Origin of the sequence: Comamonas sp. SY3 (assembly GCF_041730275.1) — a bacterium.
GTDB lineage: Bacteria > Pseudomonadota > Gammaproteobacteria > Burkholderiales > Burkholderiaceae_C > Comamonas > Comamonas sediminis.
This window is the reverse complement of sequence record NZ_JBGTYN010000013.1, coordinates 69,168-85,594: the sequence shown is the minus strand read 5'-3', so window position 1 is coordinate 85,594 and position 16,427 is coordinate 69,168. Positions and strand designations below refer to the sequence as shown.

The window sequence follows — 16,427 nt, the reverse complement described above, 5'->3', positions numbered from 1 at the left end:
ACCCGGCACCGTCAAGGTGGCCGGGTTTTTTATCGTCTAGGGCGAAGGTTCGCAACCCTGCCATGCCCTTGCATAGCCGGATCGCTGCAGAAAGTAGCACCTGCAGCCATCCCATCCGCACCGACTCAGCGGCAGGCGCGCTCCAGCATCGCATGCAGCAGCACATTGCAACCTGCGGTGATGTGCTCGGGCTTGGCGTCTTCGATCTCGTTGTGCGATATGCCATCCTTGCAGGGGATGAAGATCATGCCCGCGGGCGCCAGGCGCGCCATGTAGACGGCATCATGGCCCGCGCCCGAGACGGCATCCATATGGGAATAACCCAGCATCTGCGCGCCGCGCCGCACGGCATCGATGCAATCGGGGTTGAAGGGCTGCGCGGTGTAGCTGGATACCAGATCGATCCTGATCGGCAGACCGGTCTCCTGGCTGATGCGCTGGGCCACCGCGCGGATGTCCTGGTCCATCGCCTCGCAATCGGCATCGGTGGCATTGCGCAGGTCGATGCTGAATTTCACCTCGCCCGGAATCACGTTGCGGCTGTTGGGGTGCACATGCACCATGCCGACCGTGCCGCGCCCGTGCGGCGGGTGGCGGTGCGCGCAGGCCACCACTTCCTGCATCACCTGGGTGGCGACCTGCAACGCATCCTTGCGCAGCGCCATCGGCGTGGGGCCGGCATGCGCCTCCATGCCGGTGACCGTGCAGTCATACCAGCGGATGCCGAGCACGCCGGTCACGACACCAATCGTCTTGTCATGGTCCTCCAGCACCGGGCCTTGCTCGATATGGGTTTCAAAGTAGTAGCCAATCGGGTGGTCACCCGGCTCCTGCGGGCCGATGTAGCCGATGCGCTCCAGCTCGTCCTTGACGCTCTTGCCATCGGTATCCTTGGCGGCATAGGCATGCTCCAGGCTGAAGGCCTTGGCAAACACGCCCGAGCCCATCATCACCGGCACAAAGCGCGAGCCCTCCTCGTTGGTCCAGAAGGCCACCTCGATGGGCGCCTCGGTCTCGATGCCATGGTCGTTGAGCGTGCGCACCACCTCGATGCCGGCAAGCACACCATAGTTGCCATCAAACTTGCCGCCGGTGGGCTGCGTATCGATATGGCTGCCCGTCATGATCGGCGGCAGGCTGTTGTTGCGGCCCGGGCGGCGCATGAAGCCATTGCCGATCTTGTCGATGGTGACGGTCATACCCGCCTCTCTGGCCCAGCGTGTCACCAGGTCGCGCCCCTGGCGGTCCAGGTCGGTCAAGGCAAGGCGGCACACGCCTCCTTTGGCCGTCGCACCAATCTGGGCCAGCTCCATCAGCGATGCCCAGAGCCGGTCGCCATTGATGCGCAGCTGGCTGGTATCGGTCTTCACTTTCGTGTCCATGCTCGATCTCCTTGTTTCATTGCGCACGCGCCACGGCCGTCGGCGCCGTCTCTTGCGCACGCTTTTGCACCGCCTGGAAGTTGGGGCCAAAAGCCGGGCGCTTGAAATACTGGCCCGCGCCCTTCTCGGCCCGCAGGTCGCCGTTGGCGTACACCACCCGGCCTCGGCTGATGGTGTGGCTGGGCAAGCCCGTCACCTGCCGGCCTTCAAAGATGTTGAAATCGCCCTTGGAATGCTGGGTCTTGGCCGACAAGGTCTTCGTGGCCTTGGGGTCCCAGAGCACCACATCGGCATCGGCGCCCACGCCGATAAAGCCCTTGCGCGGATAGACGTTGAAGAGCTTGGCCGTATTGGCCGAGGTGACCGCCACAAACTCGCTGGGCGTCAGACGCCCGGTGTTCACCCCCGCATCCCAGACCACGGCCATGCGCTCTTCTACGCCGCCGGTGCCATTGGGCGTCTTGGCAAAATTGTCCCGGCCCACCGCCTTTTGCTCGGCGCAGAAGGTGCAGTGGTCCGTCGCCGTGGTGTGCAGATGCCCGGCCTGCAGGCCACGCCACAGCGCTTCCTGGTGCTCCTTGGGGCGGAACGGCGGGCTCATCACATAGGCGGCGGCAGTGGCGTAGTCGGGATGGCGGTAGACGCTGTCGTCAATCGTCAAATGGCCAGCCAGCACCTCGCCGTAGACGCGCTGGCCGCGCGCGCGGGCGCGGGCAATCGCATCTGCCGCCTCAATGCAGCTCACATGCACCACATAGATGGGCACGCCCAGCACATCGGCAATCGCAATGGCCCGGTTGGCGGCCTCGGCTTCCACCATGGGCGGGCGCGACAGCGGATGGCCTTCCGGGCCGGTGATGCCCATGCGCGCCACCTCCTGCTGCAGCAGGTACACCAGCTCGCCGTTTTCGGCATGCACCGTGGGCATCGCGCCCAGCTCCAGCGCGCGCCGGAAGCTGTTGACCAGCGTTTCGTCGTCACACATGATGGCGTTCTTGTAGGCCATGAAGTGCTTGAAACTGTTGATGCCCTCGTCGCGCACCAGCACGCCCATGTCCTCGCGCACCTGGTCGCTCCACCAGGTCACCGCCACATGGAAGGAGTAGTCGGCCGCCGACTTCTCGGCCCAGCCGCGCCACCTGCGGTAGGCCTCCATCAGCGGCTCCTGGGGCGCGGGAATCACAAAGTCGATGATGCTGGTGGTGCCGCCGGCCAGTCCCGCAGCGGTTCCGGTGAAAAAGTCATCGGCCGTCACCGTGCCCATGAAGGGCAACTGCATATGCGTGTGCGGATCGATGCCGCCGGGCATCACATACTGGCCGCTGGCATCCAGCGTTTCGGTGCCGGCCGGCGCCTGGGCCGCAGCCCCTTCACCGACGGCCGCAATCCTGCCGTTCACCAGCAGCACATCGGCGCGCTCTTCACGGTCCGCATTGACGACGGTACCACCTCGGATCAGAAGGGGGTGGCTGGCTGTGCTCAGCATGTCTCTCCTTGGTATTCAGGTCACAGAAAGGGCGGCAGCTGCTGCTCAGGCGCGCCGCAGCAGGGCCTGTGAAGCCGCCACATGGCTGGCCATGCCGATGCGGTACACCACGGCGGCGATGAACAGGCCTATGAACCAGGCATAGGCGTACAGGTCTTTGAACAGGGCCCCCACATTGGGGAAGCTGGCAGGAAACGCGGCGTTGAGAAAGCCCGGAATATTGGGCGCCACACCGCAGGCAAAGGCGGCAACGGCCACCCAGTTCCAGCCGCCGGAGTAACTGTATTTCCCGCCCTCGCGGTAGAGCTCTTCCACATCCAGCTGGGTGCGGCGGATCAGGAAATAGTCGACCATCAGGATCCCGGCGATCGGGCCCAGCAGCGCGGAGTAGCCGATCAGCCAGGTGAAGATGTAGCCCTGGGTGGATTCCAGAATCTTCCAGGGCATCATCAAAATCGCAATCGCCACGGTGATGTAGCCGCCGGTGCGGTAGCTGATGCGCTTGGGGTTCAGCGCCGAAAAGTCATAGGCAGGCCCCACCAGATTGGCGGCGAGGTTGACACTCACCGTGTCCACCAGCAGCACGATGAGGGCGATCAGCACTGCAGCGCCCGTCATGCGCGCCGCCACGTCCACCGGATCCCACAAGGCCTTGCCATAGATGACCACGGTGGCCGACGTGACGATCACCGCCAAGGCCGCGAGCAGACCCATGGGCACCGGCAGGCCAATCGCCTGGCCCACCACCTGGTCCCGCTGCGAACGGGCAAAGCGGGTGAAGTCCGGAATGTTCAGCGCCAACGTGGCCCAGAAGCCAATCATGGCCGTGAGCGACGGCCAGAAGGTGCTCCAGAACTGGCCCGCCTTGGCTTCGCCGGGCGCAAAGGCCGACGGCTTGCTCAGGATCGGGCCAAAGCCGCCCGCCTTGTCATACACCCACCACAGCAGCACAAAGCAGATCACGATCTTGGCAGGCGCGGTATAGGTCTCGAGCTTGCGGATGGACTCGATGCCATGCACCACAAAATAGAACTGGATGGCCCAGAACACCAGAAAGCAGACGAGCTGCGCAATGTTGATGCCCAGCCACGAGATCTTCTCGCTCTCCAGCGGATGGCCCAGGATCACCCCGAGCAAGGTGTAGATCATCAGGCCGCCGAACCAGGTCTGGATGCCATACCAGCCGCAGGCCACCAGCGCGCGCAGCACCGCAGGCAGCTTGGCGCCCTGGGTGCCGAACGAGGCGCGGGCCAGCACCGCATAGGGGATGCCGTATTTGGCGCCCGCATGCCCGATCAGCAGCATCGGCACCAGCACGATCACATTGGCCAGAAACACGGTCATCACCGCCTGGAACGCCGACATGCCGCCCTCTACGAGGCTCGCTGCCAAGGTGTAGGCAGGAATGCACATCACCATGCCGATCCACAACGCCGTGAAGTGGTACCACGTCCACGTTCGCTGCGAAGCTTGCGTGGGTGCGAGGTCGTGGTTCCAAAGGCCGCCGGCATCACTGCCAGTGGCACCCCCTGCTTGCGCGTCATGGGACATTGCTCACTCCTTGAGAGGTGTTATCAATACGTTCTAAGCATCCAAATCCAAAGCCTTGCGTTCCATCCTGCCGCTCCACACCACCATGCAAAAAGCGCGCCACCATTGCTGGCGGTGCGCCTGCCGTTCAAGGTGCCATCTGCGCGGCCACCCGTGCCGGATTGTTGGGGTGGGTGGTCCAGTTGGCGTACTCGCCGGTGACGACCTTGCCGGTGCGCGCATCCACCTCGCCGGGCTGCAGGCTGCGCATCACAATCGTGTCGGGCACCGGGCAGATCGATACGCAGAGGTTGCAGCCCACGCATTCGGCCTCGTTGACCTCAAAGCGGCGCTCGCCGGCATCGCCCTTCTGGTAGAAGATGGCCTGGTGCGAGGTGTCTTCACAGACCACATGGCAGCGGCCGCACTGGATGCAGCTGTCCTGGTTGATCACCGCCTTGTCGATATGGTTGAGGTTCAGGTCCTTCCAGTCCTTGACGGTGGGCACGGCACGGCCCTGAAAGTCTTCGATGGTCTTGAAACCATGGGCATCCATGTAGTTCGACAGGCCGTCGCACATGTCCTGCACGATCTTGAAGCCATACACCATCGCGGCGGTGCAGACCTGCACCGTGCCGCAGCCCAGCGCCATGTATTCGGCGGCATCCCTCCAGGTGGTGATACCGCCAATGCCCGAAATCGGCAGGCCCGCAGTCTGCGGATCGCGCGCGATCTCGGCCACCATGTTCTGGGCGATCGGCTTGACCGCCGGCCCGCAGTAACCGCCATGCGAGCCTTGTCCATCGGTGCTGGGGTGCATCACCAGGGTGTCCAGGTTCACGCCCATGACGGAGTTGATCGTGTTGATCAGCGACACCGCATCGGCGCCACCGGCCTTGGCGGCACGCGCCGGAAAGCGCACATCGGTGATGTTGGGCGTGAGCTTGACGATCACCGGCAGGCGGCTGTAGTGCTTGCACCATTCGGTGACCATCTGGATGTACTCGGGCACCTGGCCCACGGCCGCGCCCATGCCGCGCTCGCTCATGCCGTGCGGGCAGCCAAAGTTCAGCTCAATGCCATCGGCGCCGGTGTCTTCCACCATCGGCAGGATGCGCTTCCAGCTCTCCTCCACACAGGGCACCATCAGCGAGGCAATCAGCGCGCGGTCCGGCCAGGCCCGCTTTACGCGGGTCATCTCGTCCAGGTTGATCTGCAGGGGCCGGTCGGTGATCAGCTCGATGTTGTTTAGGCCCATGACGCGCCGGTCCTGCGACATCAAGGTGGAGTAGCGCGGCCCGTTGACATTGACCACATGCGGGTCCTCGCCCAGGGTCTTCCAGACCACACCGCCCCAGCCTGCTTCGAAGGCGCGGGTGACATTGATTTCCTTGTCGGTCGGCGGCGCAGAGGCCAGCCAGAAGGGGTTGGGACTGCGGATGCCCAGAAAATTGCTGCGAATATCGGCCATGGCGATTCCTTGGTTCGGTGGATGGAAGGCTGGGGCTGCGCCGTCAGGCGCTGATGCCCACTTCGCGCATCAACATGCGGTGCATCGCGGCTGCGGCGCGTTTGCCGTGCTCCACGGCTTCCACCGTCAGGTCACGCCCGCCCCAGCGGCAGTCACCGCCCGCCCACACCCGCTCCAGGCTGGTCTGGCCGTCTTCGTCTGTGGCGATCCGCCCCGCCTTCAGGGCAATGCGCGCACCGGCTGGCTCGGCGATGTAGCTCTGACCGATGGCCTTGAGCACCATGTCGGCCGCCAGCACCGTGGTCTCGCCGGTGGTCTGCAGCTTGCCATCCACCTGCTGGGTGCTGGCCAGGCGGATGCCGGTGACCGACCCGTTCTCCACCAGCACCTCCTGCGGCGCCGCCCACAGCCGGATCGTCACACCATGGGTCTGCGCCCATTGCTGCTCCACCGTGGAAGCCGACATCGCATCCTGCCCACGCCGGTACACGATACTGACCTCTTCAGCGCCCAGCAAGCGCGCCTGCACGGCAGCATCGACGGCCGTCATGCCGCCGCCGATCACGACCACGCGCCGGCCGACCGGTACCGTGGATTTGTCCGAAGCCTGGCGGATATCGGCGATGAAATCGACCGCATTGCGCAGGCCCTGCGCGCTGGGCTCGGCAATGCCCAGGTCATTGACTCCGGCCAGGCCCAGGCCCAGAAACACCGCATCATGGCTGGCCAGCAGGCTGTCGATGGTGAAGTCGCGGCCCAGGCGCTGGTTGTTGCGCGGGGCAATGCCACCCACCGACAGCAGCCAGTCGATTTCCTTCTGCGCAAAATCGTCGGTGGTCTTGTAGCTGGCCAGGCCGTACTCGTTCAGACCGCCCAGTTTGGGTTTGGCATCGAGCAGGCTGACATCATGGCCCTGCAAGGCCAGCAGATGGGCACAGGCCAGCCCGGCCGGGCCTGCACCGACAACCGCCACTTTCTTGCCCGTCGGCTCGGCGCGCTTGAACAGCGGCGCGCCGCCTGCGGCCATGAAGCGGTCGGTGGCATAGCGCTGCAGCGCGCCGATTTCCACCGGCTTGTCCTCGTTGGTGTTGCGCACGCAGGCCTGCTCGCAGAGCACCTCGGTCGGGCACACCCTGGCACACATGCCGCCCAGCGGGTTCGATTCGAGAATGGTCTTGGCCGCGCCCCGGATGTTGTCCTGCGCAATGCGGGCAATGAAGCTGGGGACATCGATGCTGGTCGGGCAGGCCGTCGCGCAGGGCGCGTCGTAGCAGTAATAACAGCGCTCGGCTTCGATCGATGCCTGCGCCCATGTCAGCGGCGGATGCGCATCCGAGAAATTTTCAGCGTATTGGTCCGCGCCAAGCCGTGCTGCGCGCACACCGCATCCCGTGGGTCCATTCATGGCTCATCCTCCTCGACTGGGTTACCAGCGCGAGTGCGGGCGGCTCCATCACCATGCCGCCTGCGACCGCGCCACTGCATCTACTACGGGTCCGGCAAATGGCATTGCTGCGCAACCCATTCACCGCCAAAGCTGCACCAACCAGGGAGGGTTCATCAGGCCCTCATCGTGGGTGTTTTATCTGTCCTGCGCCACTGTGTTCGCAGCGCTTATGAACTATTAAATGCCCGAATAAAATTTTACGCACTGGTAAAAACACTAGGCTATGACAATCAGTGGATAGGCATAACCCTGTGCGAGACGGCGACCCGGCACGCGTCGGAGATGCGGTTTCCGGGCCATCCAAAGGGATGGAGGAAACCGCCCTCGCTGGCGTCGCAGGCCGCATGCGGTGGAGGCGTGAGGAGATTTCGCGCCAGCGGTCACGCGCCAGAAAGCCACGCCTGCTGGGCTGGCATCGGCCAGGCCGCGGTTCGCGCGCGCCGACGCTGATTGCAGGCGCGATGGCATTCAATGCCTGGCCCAGGACGGCGGGCCACAGCATGGACCCATCAACGGCATTGCCCACTGTGGCCGCACAATCAGCGATAATGATAACAATTCCCATTTGCGTGTGTAGCAGGCTTGCGTTCCCCAATGCAACGACAGCCTCCACCGGTTGCGAAGACCCCCTCTCTCTTTTTGGCTACCTGGTGTTTGAGCGCTACTACCGCGAACTGCTGAACTTTCTGTCCCGATCCGTGCATGACCGTGATACGGCAGCCGATCTGGCCCAGGAGAGCTATGCCCGCGTGCTGGCGGCCCAGCAGACCGGGCAGGCCGTGCAAGACCCCCGCGCGCTGCTCTACCGCACCGCGCGCAATCTGGTGATCGACCAGCACCGGCGCAGCAGCATTCGGGCGGAGCTGGAGACGGCACCCCCATCGGCAGGCGATGAACCCGCACTGGAGCACCTGCCGGGCCCGCGCAGTCTGGAGCCCGAGACCATCCTGGCCTCCCGCGAAGGCCTGGCGGCGCTGGTTGCGACCATCGACCAATTGCCTCCGCGCTGCCGCGAAGCCTTTATGCTCTACAAATTCGACGGCCTGAGCTATGCCCAGATCGCAGAGCAGATGGGCATCTCCCCGCGCACCGTCGAGATGCAGTTGCAGATCGCGATGCAGGCCTGCTGGCGTTGCCAGGACCGGCTCGATGGTGTGGCACCGCCTGCCACGCATCGGCGGCCCCGCAGCAAACGCGCGCTGCCATGAGCGGTCCAGACTGTCCCCCAGAATCCAGCATTGACCACGAGATGAACGCACCGCCCCTGCCACCAGACGACACCGCCGGCCTGCGCCAGCAGGTGCTGGACTGGTTTGTCCGGCGCCAGCGCGCGGGCTGGGGCGCGGCGGACGAGCAGGCCTTCCAGCAGTGGCTGCAGGCCGACGCCACGCACAGCAGCGCCTATGCACAGTGGGAGCAGCACTGGAGCGCCATCGATGCCATGCCCGCCGACGCCATCGCCCAGTTGCGCCGCAACCTGGCGCATGACAAGGCGCAGCTGAGCGCTGCCCAACAGACGCCGCCGCGCGCGGCCACCGCACCTGCAGCGCCTGCGGGAGCCATCACAGGCCTGCGCCGCCGCTGGCTGCTGCCCTCGCTGGGGATGGCCGCTGCGGTCGTCGTGACCAGCGGCACAGGCCTGCTGGCCTGGCAGCATTGGAAGGCACAACCTGTGTTCCGGCAGGCCTATGCCTCGCAGCGCGGCCAGCAGCTGGAAGTGCAGCTGCCCGATGGCAGCCAGCTGCGCCTGGACGCCGCCACCCGGCTGGAGGTCGTCTATTACCGTGACCGCCGCGAAGTGCTGCTGCACGAGGGCCAGGCGGTGTTCAGCGTGCAGGCCAGTGCGCAGCGCCCCTTCCATGTGCTGAGCGGCCCGGTCGGCATCACCGTGGTGGGCACGCGGTTCTCGGTACGCTACACGCCGGGGCTGGCCGGCAGCGACGGCGTGCGCGTGGCGGTGGAAGAAGGCCAGGTCCGCGTGGTACGCCGCGATGGCGCGCCCGGCCCCGCGCTCGCACAGATCGCCGGCGCCCAGACCCTGGGCGCTGGTCAGCAGATCAACGCTGACGGCCAGGGCCGCCTGGGCTCGCTGCAACCCGTCGCCGCCGAAGGCATTGCCGCCTGGCGCGAGCACCGCATCAGCTTTGTCAACACGCCGCTCGCGCAGGCACTGGCGGAGTTTGAGCGCTATGGCAGCACCGGCCTCACGATCAACGATCCGGCGGTGGCCGCGCTGCGCCTGAGCGGCACCTTTGACCCCAGCGACACACCGACCCTGCGCAAGCTGCTGCCCCATGCACTGCCGGTGCGGCTTCAGCCCGTGGCGGGCGGACTGGAAATAGGCGCGCTGCGTTGAGCTCGCCACGCTGCAGACATTTTTTAATAAATTTTCGCTGCCACTACCGTATTTCTCGCATCCCGTGCGTCTACCTCAGTAGGAATCATTTGCATTGACTACTTGAGGACCTCCATGTCGTACCCCCTTTTGCGTCCCGCTCCACTGGCATTGGCCATTGCCCTGGCTCTGGGCTCGGTGGCCGCCCATGCGCAAAGCGCCGCACTGCCGGCGGCGCCGCTGGCCTTCCGCATCCAGGCCCAGCCGCTGGCCGAGGCGCTCAATGACTGGGCGCGGCAAACGCGCATCCAGCTGATAGCCCAGCAATCCCTGGTCGCCGGCAAGCAGGCCCCCGCCATCGTCGGCACGTTGACACCCAACCAGGCGCTGGACCGCCTGCTGGCCGGCACCGGCCTGGTGGCCACGGTGGAGGGCCAGGCCGTGGTCATCAAGGCCGCATCGGTGGGCGAGGAAGGTGCGACCCTGGCCACCGTCACCGTGACAGCGGGTGCCCAGCGCGACGGCGCCACCGAAGGCACCGGCAGCTATACGCAGCGCGGCCCCAGCGCCACGGCCACCGGCTTGAACCTGAGCCTGCGCGAAACCCCGCAATCCGTCAGCGTGATGACGCGCCAGCGCATGGATGACTTCAAGCTCGACACCTTGACCGATGTGATGGAACAGACCCCGGGCATCGGCACCTACCGCCAAGGCAATGCCACCGATTTCCAGGCGCGTGGCACCTCGGTCAATCTGCAGACCGATGGCATGAGCCAGGTGCGCAGCGGCTGGTACTACCTGACCAGCACCTTGTTCTCGCTCGACGACATGGCCGAGATCGACCACATCGATGTGCTCAAGGGCTCGTCGGGCCTGGTGGTAGGCAAGGGTGAGTACGGCGCCACCGTCAACATGGTTCGCAAGCGCCCCACCCGGAGCTTCCAGGCCAGCGTACAGGCCAGCGCCGGCAGCTGGGACAGCTACCGCGCACAGGCCGATATTGGCGGGCCGCTCAATGAAGCGGGCACCCTGCGCGGCCGCCTGGTGGCATCGGCCACCGATGCCGGCAGCTTTCGCGACCATGAAGACAGCAGAGGCAAGATGCTGTTCGGCACGCTGGAGGCCGATCTGAGCCCGGACACCTTGCTGAATGTCGGCTTCACCTACCGCCAGCGTGCGGCCAATGGCATCGGCACCACCCAACCCATCCAGGGCTATACCCGTGCGGGTGTCCAAACGCCCGACCGGCCGCGTTCGTTCAACACCGGCGCGCCATGGGGCGGCTATGACCAGAACGCGACCACCCTCTTCGGCAGCCTGGAGCAGCGCATGGGCAATGGCTGGACGAGCAGCCTCAAGTTCTCGCACCAGCAGGTGCGCATGGACGACATGTTTGCCGGCTACCTCTACGACCAGGACCGGGTCAACTACGGCCGCTGGACCGACATGCGCAACAACAACTGGACCGTGAACCTGGACATCAAGGGCCCTTTCAGCCTGCTGGGACGCGAGCATGAGCTGCTCGCCGGCATCGGTATCTCGCGCTTCCAGAGCAGCGTCAAACTGCCGCTGAACGCGCAGGCCCTGCTACCGCTCGCTGGCCTGGGCACCAGCTACGACCAGGGCGGCGCCTACCTGCCCGAGCCCGACACCAGCAGCTGGATCTATGGCGATAACCGCTTCAGCCAAAAGCAGCGCTATGCCTATGCGGCAGGCCGCTTTCAACTCAGCGATCCGCTGCAGCTGATTGCCGGCTTGCGCGTGACCAAGTTCGAAGAGCGCGACACCACCCCCTACTGGTGGAACTACGACATGAACGAGAGCGCGGTCTACACGCCCTACGCCGGTCTGGTCTATGACTTCCACCCCAACATGTCCGCCTACGCCAGCTACGCCAGCATCTTCCAGCCGCAAACCTCGCAGGATGAGCAGGGCCGCACCCTCAAGCCCGAAGAAGGCAACACCTATGAAATCGGCATCAAGGGCGAGTTCTTGGACAAGCGCCTGAACGCCAGCATCAGCCACTACTGGATCAAGACCAAGAACACCGCCGAGGAGACGGGCGGCCTCACCCCTGGCGGCGATACCGCCTACCGCTCCGTCGCCTCTGCCACCCGCCACGGCTGGGAGCTGGAGCTGTCGGGCGAGTTGGCAAGGGGCTGGCAGGCCCAAGGCAGCCTGGTGCGGCAGAACAGCTCGCTGAGCAACACCAGCCAGTACCCCGAGTACCAGTTCAAGCTGGGCAGCACCTACCGCTTTGACGGAGGCGCCCTGCGCGGTCTGACCGTCGGCGCCTCGACCCGCTGGCAGGACAAGACCTCGGTGAGCAACAGCGCCGCCACCCTGGCGCAAGGCAGCTACGCGCTGCTGGACCTGATGGCCCGCTACCAGGTCGACAAGCAGCTGTCCTTCAGCCTGAACATCAACAATGCATTGGACAAGCACTACAAAGCCGGCGTGAACAATTTCAGCGCCATTGGCTTGTACTACACCTGGGGCGCACCGCGCAGCGTGAATGTGGGGATGCGCTACGACTTCTGATGGCTGGCCATGGCGCAGGCCTGGGCGGATGGACCAGCGGCAGCACCGACGCGTTTTTGGCTGCAGAAGAGCCCGCATCCTGACTTGGGATGCGGACGCGCTTCACTGGTGCACCACGGCTTGCGGTGGTGGCTGACGGTAAATTCGATGAACGCGGCACCGGCTGCCCACTGCCTCATGGTTCAGGTGGCACCTGCCATCCCGGGCTGCTGGTGGCAGGTACCGTGCGCCGCAGCACCGTACCGGTCCGGCTACCCAGGTACGCCCCCTGCGCGTAGGCCATTTCTCCATTGACGATGACGCAGTCGATGCCCGTAGCGGGCTGCTGGGGGTCGTCAAAGGTGGCAGTATCGCGCACGGTCTGCGGGTCAAATATGCACAGATCGGCATAGTGGCCTTCGGCCAGAACGCCACGCCTGTCGATGCCGAAGACCTGGGCGGTGAGACCGGTCATTTTCCAGACAGCGGTCTCCAGCGGGAACAGACCAAGCTCACGGCTGTAGTGGCCCAGCACGCGGGGAAAGGTGCCCCAAAGGCGCGGATGCGGGCGTTCGTTGGAGGGGACGCCATCAGAACCAATCATCGTCGGGCCAAAGGCCAGGATGCGCCGCACATCGCTTTCCTCCATATTGAAATAGATGGCGCTGGCCGGCTGCAGACGCGCTGAGGCCTCGGCGCGCGAGACCTGCCAGCGCCGGGCAATCTCGCCCAGCTCCTGGCCCTGCAGCTCCGGATGGGACTTGCTGTCGGCAATGACGATTTTGCCCGCCAGGCGCTCCTCTCCCAGGTGCAGGATGGTGGAGCTGGCATGGTAGGGATAGCAGTCGAGTGACACACATTGGTGCTGCATCGCTGCGGCGATCTGCGGCAAGGTTTGTACCGACCTCCCCCAGTTCGCCGGACCTTGCAGCTTGTGGTGGGAGATGAGCACTGCTGACCGCGCAAACAAGCCGATCTGCAAGGTCTCGTCGATGGCTTCCTGGCTGTGCGCTCCCTCGTTGCGCAGATGGCTCACATACAGCGCACCGTATTGAGCGAGCGGCTGGGCCACCCGGCACAGCTCCTGGGTGCTGGCCGCTGCTGCCGGGGGGTAGTAAGTACCGGAAGACAGCCCGACGGCCCCGGCCTCCAGGGCTTCGCGCAGCAAGGCCTGCATCTGGGCGATCTCGTCCGGGTTGGCGGCCCGGCTCAGATCGGCCATCGCCACGACCCGCAAGGTGGTATGCCCCACCAGCGGAATCACATGCACCGCCGGCGGTGCGGCGCGCAGCGCTTGCAGATAGGCCCCGAAGCTGGCAAAGCGCGTGGCGGCATCGCTGAGCAGATTCAGCGGTGCGGGCACCGGCGTGCCGGGATGGAGCGGCGCCGCGCTGATGCCGCAGTTACCGGTGACCACCGCCGTCACGCCCTGCGAGAGCTTGAACGGCATCTGCGGCTGCAGCAGCAGCGCCTGGTCATCATGCCAGTGCGCATCGATAAATCCGGGCGCGACGATCTTGCCGCTGGCATCGACCACGCGGTCTGCCACCGCGCCAGCCAGGTCGCCCAAGGCGACGATCCGGGTAGCGCTAATGCCGACATCGGCGCGGTAGCGGGGGCGCCTGGTGCCATCGATCACCTCACCGCCTTGAATCAGCACATCAAAGGTCTCTGTCTTCACCAGGTGGACCTCCCCAAAAGGATGGATAAACGCGCTGCGTCCATGCGCTGCGATGCGCCCGCGCGCTCATTCGACCCGGGCCCCACTGGCTTTCACGACGGCTCCCCAATGCACACGCTCCGAATCGGCAAGCGCTTTGAAATCCTCAGGCGTGCCCGCCAGCGGTATATAGGCCATTTTCTCCAGTTGCGCCAGGATGTCAGGCGAGCGCAGCCCCTGGTTCAAGGCCGTGTTCAGGCGCATCAGCACATCGCGTGCTGTACCGGGCGGCACCAGCAGACCACCCCAGGCGTTCATCACAAAGCCCTGCACGCCCGCCTCCTGCATGGTCGGTATCTCCGGGTATTGGGGCGAACGCTGGGCGCTGGTCACGGCCAAGGCGCGCACCTTGCCCGCTTTCAGTTGCGGCGCGGCAGTGACGATGTTTTCAAAATAGAACTGCAAGCTGCCAGTGACCAGATCGTTCAGCGCCTGCGGGGAACCCTTGTAGGGAACGTGTACCGCCGACGACAGCCCCATCCTGGTCTTGAACAACTCCGCGCCCAGGTGGCTGGTGGTTCCAATGCCGCCCGATCCATAGTGCACCGGCGCATCCGAGCTGCGGATATAGGTGACCAATTCTTCCACCGAATGGACGGGTACCTCGGGGTTGACCAGCAAGAAGCTGCTGGTCGTCGCTATACCGCCCACCGGCAACAAACTGCGCGGGTCATAGGGCAGTTTGCTGAACAGAAACTCGTTGGTCGTCAACGTGGCGTTGTTGCCATAGCCCAGGGTATAACCATCGGGCGCCGCGGCCATCAAGGCTTGCATGCCGATGTTGCCGCCCGCCCCACCCCGGTTCTCGATGACGACCGGCTTGCCCAGCTGCAGCGCCAGCGCATGGCCGACCAGGCGCACCAGCACATCAGGGCTGCTGCCAGCCACGCTGGGCACAATGATCTTGATGGGTTTGTCCGGGTAGGCGGAATGGGCCGAACAGGCCAGCAAGCCGGCAGCGGCGATCAGCCAGCGACGTGAGAAGGGTGCAGCAGCCATGGGTTTCTCCAGAAGATCGGAGTGCAGCCCAGGGGGAGCGCCGCGCCAACGGACCGCGCCCCTCGGGCTTCTCCGGTTGAACCTGAGATCCTGCACGGCATCGCGTTCAGGACAGACCCATTGTGTTCGGCTGGTTTGCAAAAATCTCCACAAATAACAACAACCTACCCAAGCAACAACTGGCAGAAGCGGCAATACCGCGTAAATGGCGGCAGTACCCCACCCAGCCGAGCAAGAAAAAAGCCCGCCGGCTTGTGCACCGACGGGCTAGGTTGCTATGGCTTGGATAGCGCTTAACTGGCTTTATGAAACGCTTCTGTCAGCCTATCGACCGCCTGCTCAATCTGGGCCACATCGGGCGCCGCAAACGACAGCCGCATCGAATGCAGGTTCGCATTGTCGGCATAGAAGGCCTTGCCCGGCACAAAGATCACATGGGCCGCCACTGCGGCATCAAACAGCTTTTGCGGATCAATGCGGGCATCAAAGGTCATCCAGACAAACATGCCGCCAGCGGGCTGCACAAACTGCACCAGTTCGCCCAAACGCGCCTTCAGGCCCTGGGTGAGAGCCAGCATGCGGCGCTGGTACTCGGCACAGGCCTTGGCCACCGCCTGGCCATAGCGGCCCGACTGCAGGTAGCTGGCGGCCACGGCTTGCGCCAGTGGGGAGGTGCACAGGTCATTGGTCTGCTTGGCCACGGTGCAGCGGCGCAGCACGGCCGGGTCGGCCACCATCCAGCCCACGCGCAGGCCGGGGGCCACGGTCTTGGACAGGCTCGACAGGTAGACCACGGGGTTCTCACCCTCGCCCACGCGCTGCTGGGCTGCGGCATAGACCGGTGCGGGGCGGGCATCGGTGAAGGCCAGCTCGCCATAGGGATCGTCTTCAACGACGACAAAGCCATACTGCAGCGCCAGCTGCACCAGGCGCTCGCGGCGCTGCTGCACCAGCAAGGTGCCGCAGGGGTTGGAGAAGTTGGGCACGGTGTAGAGCAGCTTGGGGCGCTCAGCCACCGGCAGCGCCGCCAGCATGGTGGCCAGCGCCTCCACATCCAGGCCATCGCCATCCACCGGCGTACTCAGGATCTTGGCGCCCGCCTGGCGCAGCGCCGCAATGGTTGCGGGATAAGCAGGGGTCTCTACACAGACGGCATCACCGGGCTGGATCAGCACGCGCAGCAGCAGGTCAAAGCCCTGCTGTGAGCCGGTCGTCACCAGCACGTCGCCAGCGCTGCAGCGGATACCCCGGGCCTGGCACTGCGCGGCCAGCTGCTCGCGCAATGCGGGCGAGCCTTCGGTGGCTCCATACTGCAGCGCCGTGGCGCCCGTGGTCATCGCCTGCGCGGCGGCAGCGGCCAGGCCTTCCTGGTCGAACAGGCTGGGCGAGGGGTAGCCGCCCGCCAGCGAGATCATGCCCGGCCGGCTCAGGTAGGGGAACAGCTCGCGTATGGGCGAGCCCTGGGGGTTGGCAAAGGCGGGAGTGAATTGAAAAAAGGACATGGCCTTATCTCGCTGGTTTGTCTCTGGTGGTGGTT

At 65.1% G+C, this 16,427-nt stretch carries 11 protein-coding genes; 3 read left to right on the top strand and 8 right to left on the bottom strand.

Annotated features, from left to right (window positions below; all coding sequences use genetic code 11):
* Positions 1-125 precede the first annotated feature (125 nt).
* The 5 genes from ACCQ08_RS16595 to ACCQ08_RS16575 form a co-directional block, all read right to left on the bottom strand.
* Positions 126-1,382, bottom strand: a complete 1,257-nt coding sequence (locus ACCQ08_RS16595; RefSeq protein WP_373450417.1) for a Zn-dependent hydrolase — start codon at positions 1,380-1,382, stop codon at positions 126-128.
* A 16-nt stretch (positions 1,383-1,398) separates the two neighbouring features.
* Entirely contained in the window at positions 1,399-2,868 is a 1,470-nt protein-coding gene (gene hydA / locus ACCQ08_RS16590; RefSeq protein ID WP_373450416.1) for a dihydropyrimidinase, read from the bottom strand.
* Between the two features lie 45 nt (positions 2,869-2,913).
* Positions 2,914-4,419: an NCS1 family nucleobase:cation symporter-1 gene (locus tag ACCQ08_RS16585; RefSeq protein ID WP_239809366.1), complete on the bottom strand. Its 1,506-nt coding sequence runs from the start codon at positions 4,417-4,419 to the stop codon at positions 2,914-2,916.
* Positions 4,420-4,546: 127 nt separating this feature from the next.
* A complete protein-coding gene (gene preA, locus ACCQ08_RS16580; RefSeq protein ID WP_239809367.1) occupies positions 4,547-5,869 on the bottom strand; it encodes an NAD-dependent dihydropyrimidine dehydrogenase subunit PreA in 1,323 nt (440 codons plus the stop codon).
* A gap of 43 nt (positions 5,870-5,912) precedes the next feature.
* The gene (locus ACCQ08_RS16575; protein ID WP_373450415.1) at positions 5,913-7,274 is read right to left on the bottom strand and encodes an NAD(P)-dependent oxidoreductase; all 1,362 of its coding nucleotides are present in this window, start codon (positions 7,272-7,274) and stop codon (positions 5,913-5,915) included.
* A gap of 692 nt (positions 7,275-7,966) precedes the next feature.
* On the opposite strand from ACCQ08_RS16575, the gene ACCQ08_RS16570 reads away from it, so the two are divergent.
* The 3 genes from ACCQ08_RS16570 (at position 7,967) to ACCQ08_RS16560 (ending at position 12,192) form a co-directional block, all read left to right on the top strand.
* Positions 7,967-8,524 carry a sigma-70 family RNA polymerase sigma factor gene (locus tag ACCQ08_RS16570; protein WP_312412400.1) on the top strand — a complete coding sequence of 186 codons (558 nt, stop codon included), beginning with the start codon at positions 7,967-7,969 and terminating at the stop codon, positions 8,522-8,524.
* 41 nt (positions 8,525-8,565) lie between these two features.
* On the top strand, positions 8,566-9,672 hold the full coding sequence (locus tag ACCQ08_RS16565; RefSeq protein ID WP_373450414.1) for a FecR domain-containing protein: 1,107 nt from the start codon (positions 8,566-8,568) through the stop codon (positions 9,670-9,672).
* Positions 9,673-9,786: 114 nt separating this feature from the next.
* A complete protein-coding gene (locus tag ACCQ08_RS16560) occupies positions 9,787-12,192 on the top strand; it encodes a TonB-dependent siderophore receptor (RefSeq protein ID WP_373450413.1) in 2,406 nt (801 codons plus the stop codon).
* Between the two features lie 175 nt (positions 12,193-12,367).
* Here ACCQ08_RS16560 and ACCQ08_RS16555 read toward each other — a convergent pair whose 3' ends face one another.
* The 3 genes from ACCQ08_RS16555 to ACCQ08_RS16545 all read right to left on the bottom strand — a co-directional run bounded on the left by ACCQ08_RS16555 (position 12,368) and on the right by ACCQ08_RS16545 (position 16,392).
* Positions 12,368-13,855, bottom strand: coding sequence for an amidohydrolase family protein (locus ACCQ08_RS16555; RefSeq protein ID WP_373450439.1), 1,488 nt, complete (start codon positions 13,853-13,855; stop codon positions 12,368-12,370).
* 63 nt (positions 13,856-13,918) lie between these two features.
* Positions 13,919-14,890 (bottom strand): Bug family tripartite tricarboxylate transporter substrate binding protein, encoded by a 972-nt coding sequence (locus tag ACCQ08_RS16550; protein WP_373450412.1) that lies wholly within the window; start codon positions 14,888-14,890, stop codon positions 13,919-13,921.
* A gap of 293 nt (positions 14,891-15,183) precedes the next feature.
* Positions 15,184-16,392 (bottom strand): PLP-dependent aminotransferase family protein, encoded by a 1,209-nt coding sequence (locus ACCQ08_RS16545; protein ID WP_373450411.1) that lies wholly within the window; start codon positions 16,390-16,392, stop codon positions 15,184-15,186.
* Positions 16,393-16,427: the final 35 nt, after the last annotated feature.

Bases quoted from the DNA above. Each gene is read 5' to 3' on its own strand.
- preA (WP_239809367.1), bottom strand. From the start codon at position 5,869: ATGGCCGATATTCGCAGCAATTTTCTGGGCATCCGCAGTCCCAACCCC.
- ACCQ08_RS16575 (WP_373450415.1), bottom strand. From the start codon at position 7,274: ATGAATGGACCCACGGGATGCGGTGTGCGCGCAGCACGGCTTGGCGCG.
- ACCQ08_RS16550 (WP_373450412.1), bottom strand. From the start codon at position 14,890: ATGGCTGCTGCACCCTTCTCACGTCGCTGGCTGATCGCCGCTGCCGGC.
- ACCQ08_RS16545 (WP_373450411.1), bottom strand. From the start codon at position 16,392: ATGTCCTTTTTTCAATTCACTCCCGCCTTTGCCAACCCCCAGGGCTCG.
- hydA (WP_373450416.1), bottom strand. From the start codon at position 2,868: ATGCTGAGCACAGCCAGCCACCCCCTTCTGATCCGAGGTGGTACCGTC.
- ACCQ08_RS16585 (WP_239809366.1), bottom strand. From the start codon at position 4,419: ATGTCCCATGACGCGCAAGCAGGGGGTGCCACTGGCAGTGATGCCGGC.
- ACCQ08_RS16595 (WP_373450417.1), bottom strand. From the start codon at position 1,382: ATGGACACGAAAGTGAAGACCGATACCAGCCAGCTGCGCATCAATGGC.
- ACCQ08_RS16565 (WP_373450414.1), top strand. From the start codon at position 8,566: ATGAACGCACCGCCCCTGCCACCAGACGACACCGCCGGCCTGCGCCAG.
- ACCQ08_RS16560 (WP_373450413.1), top strand. From the start codon at position 9,787: ATGTCGTACCCCCTTTTGCGTCCCGCTCCACTGGCATTGGCCATTGCC.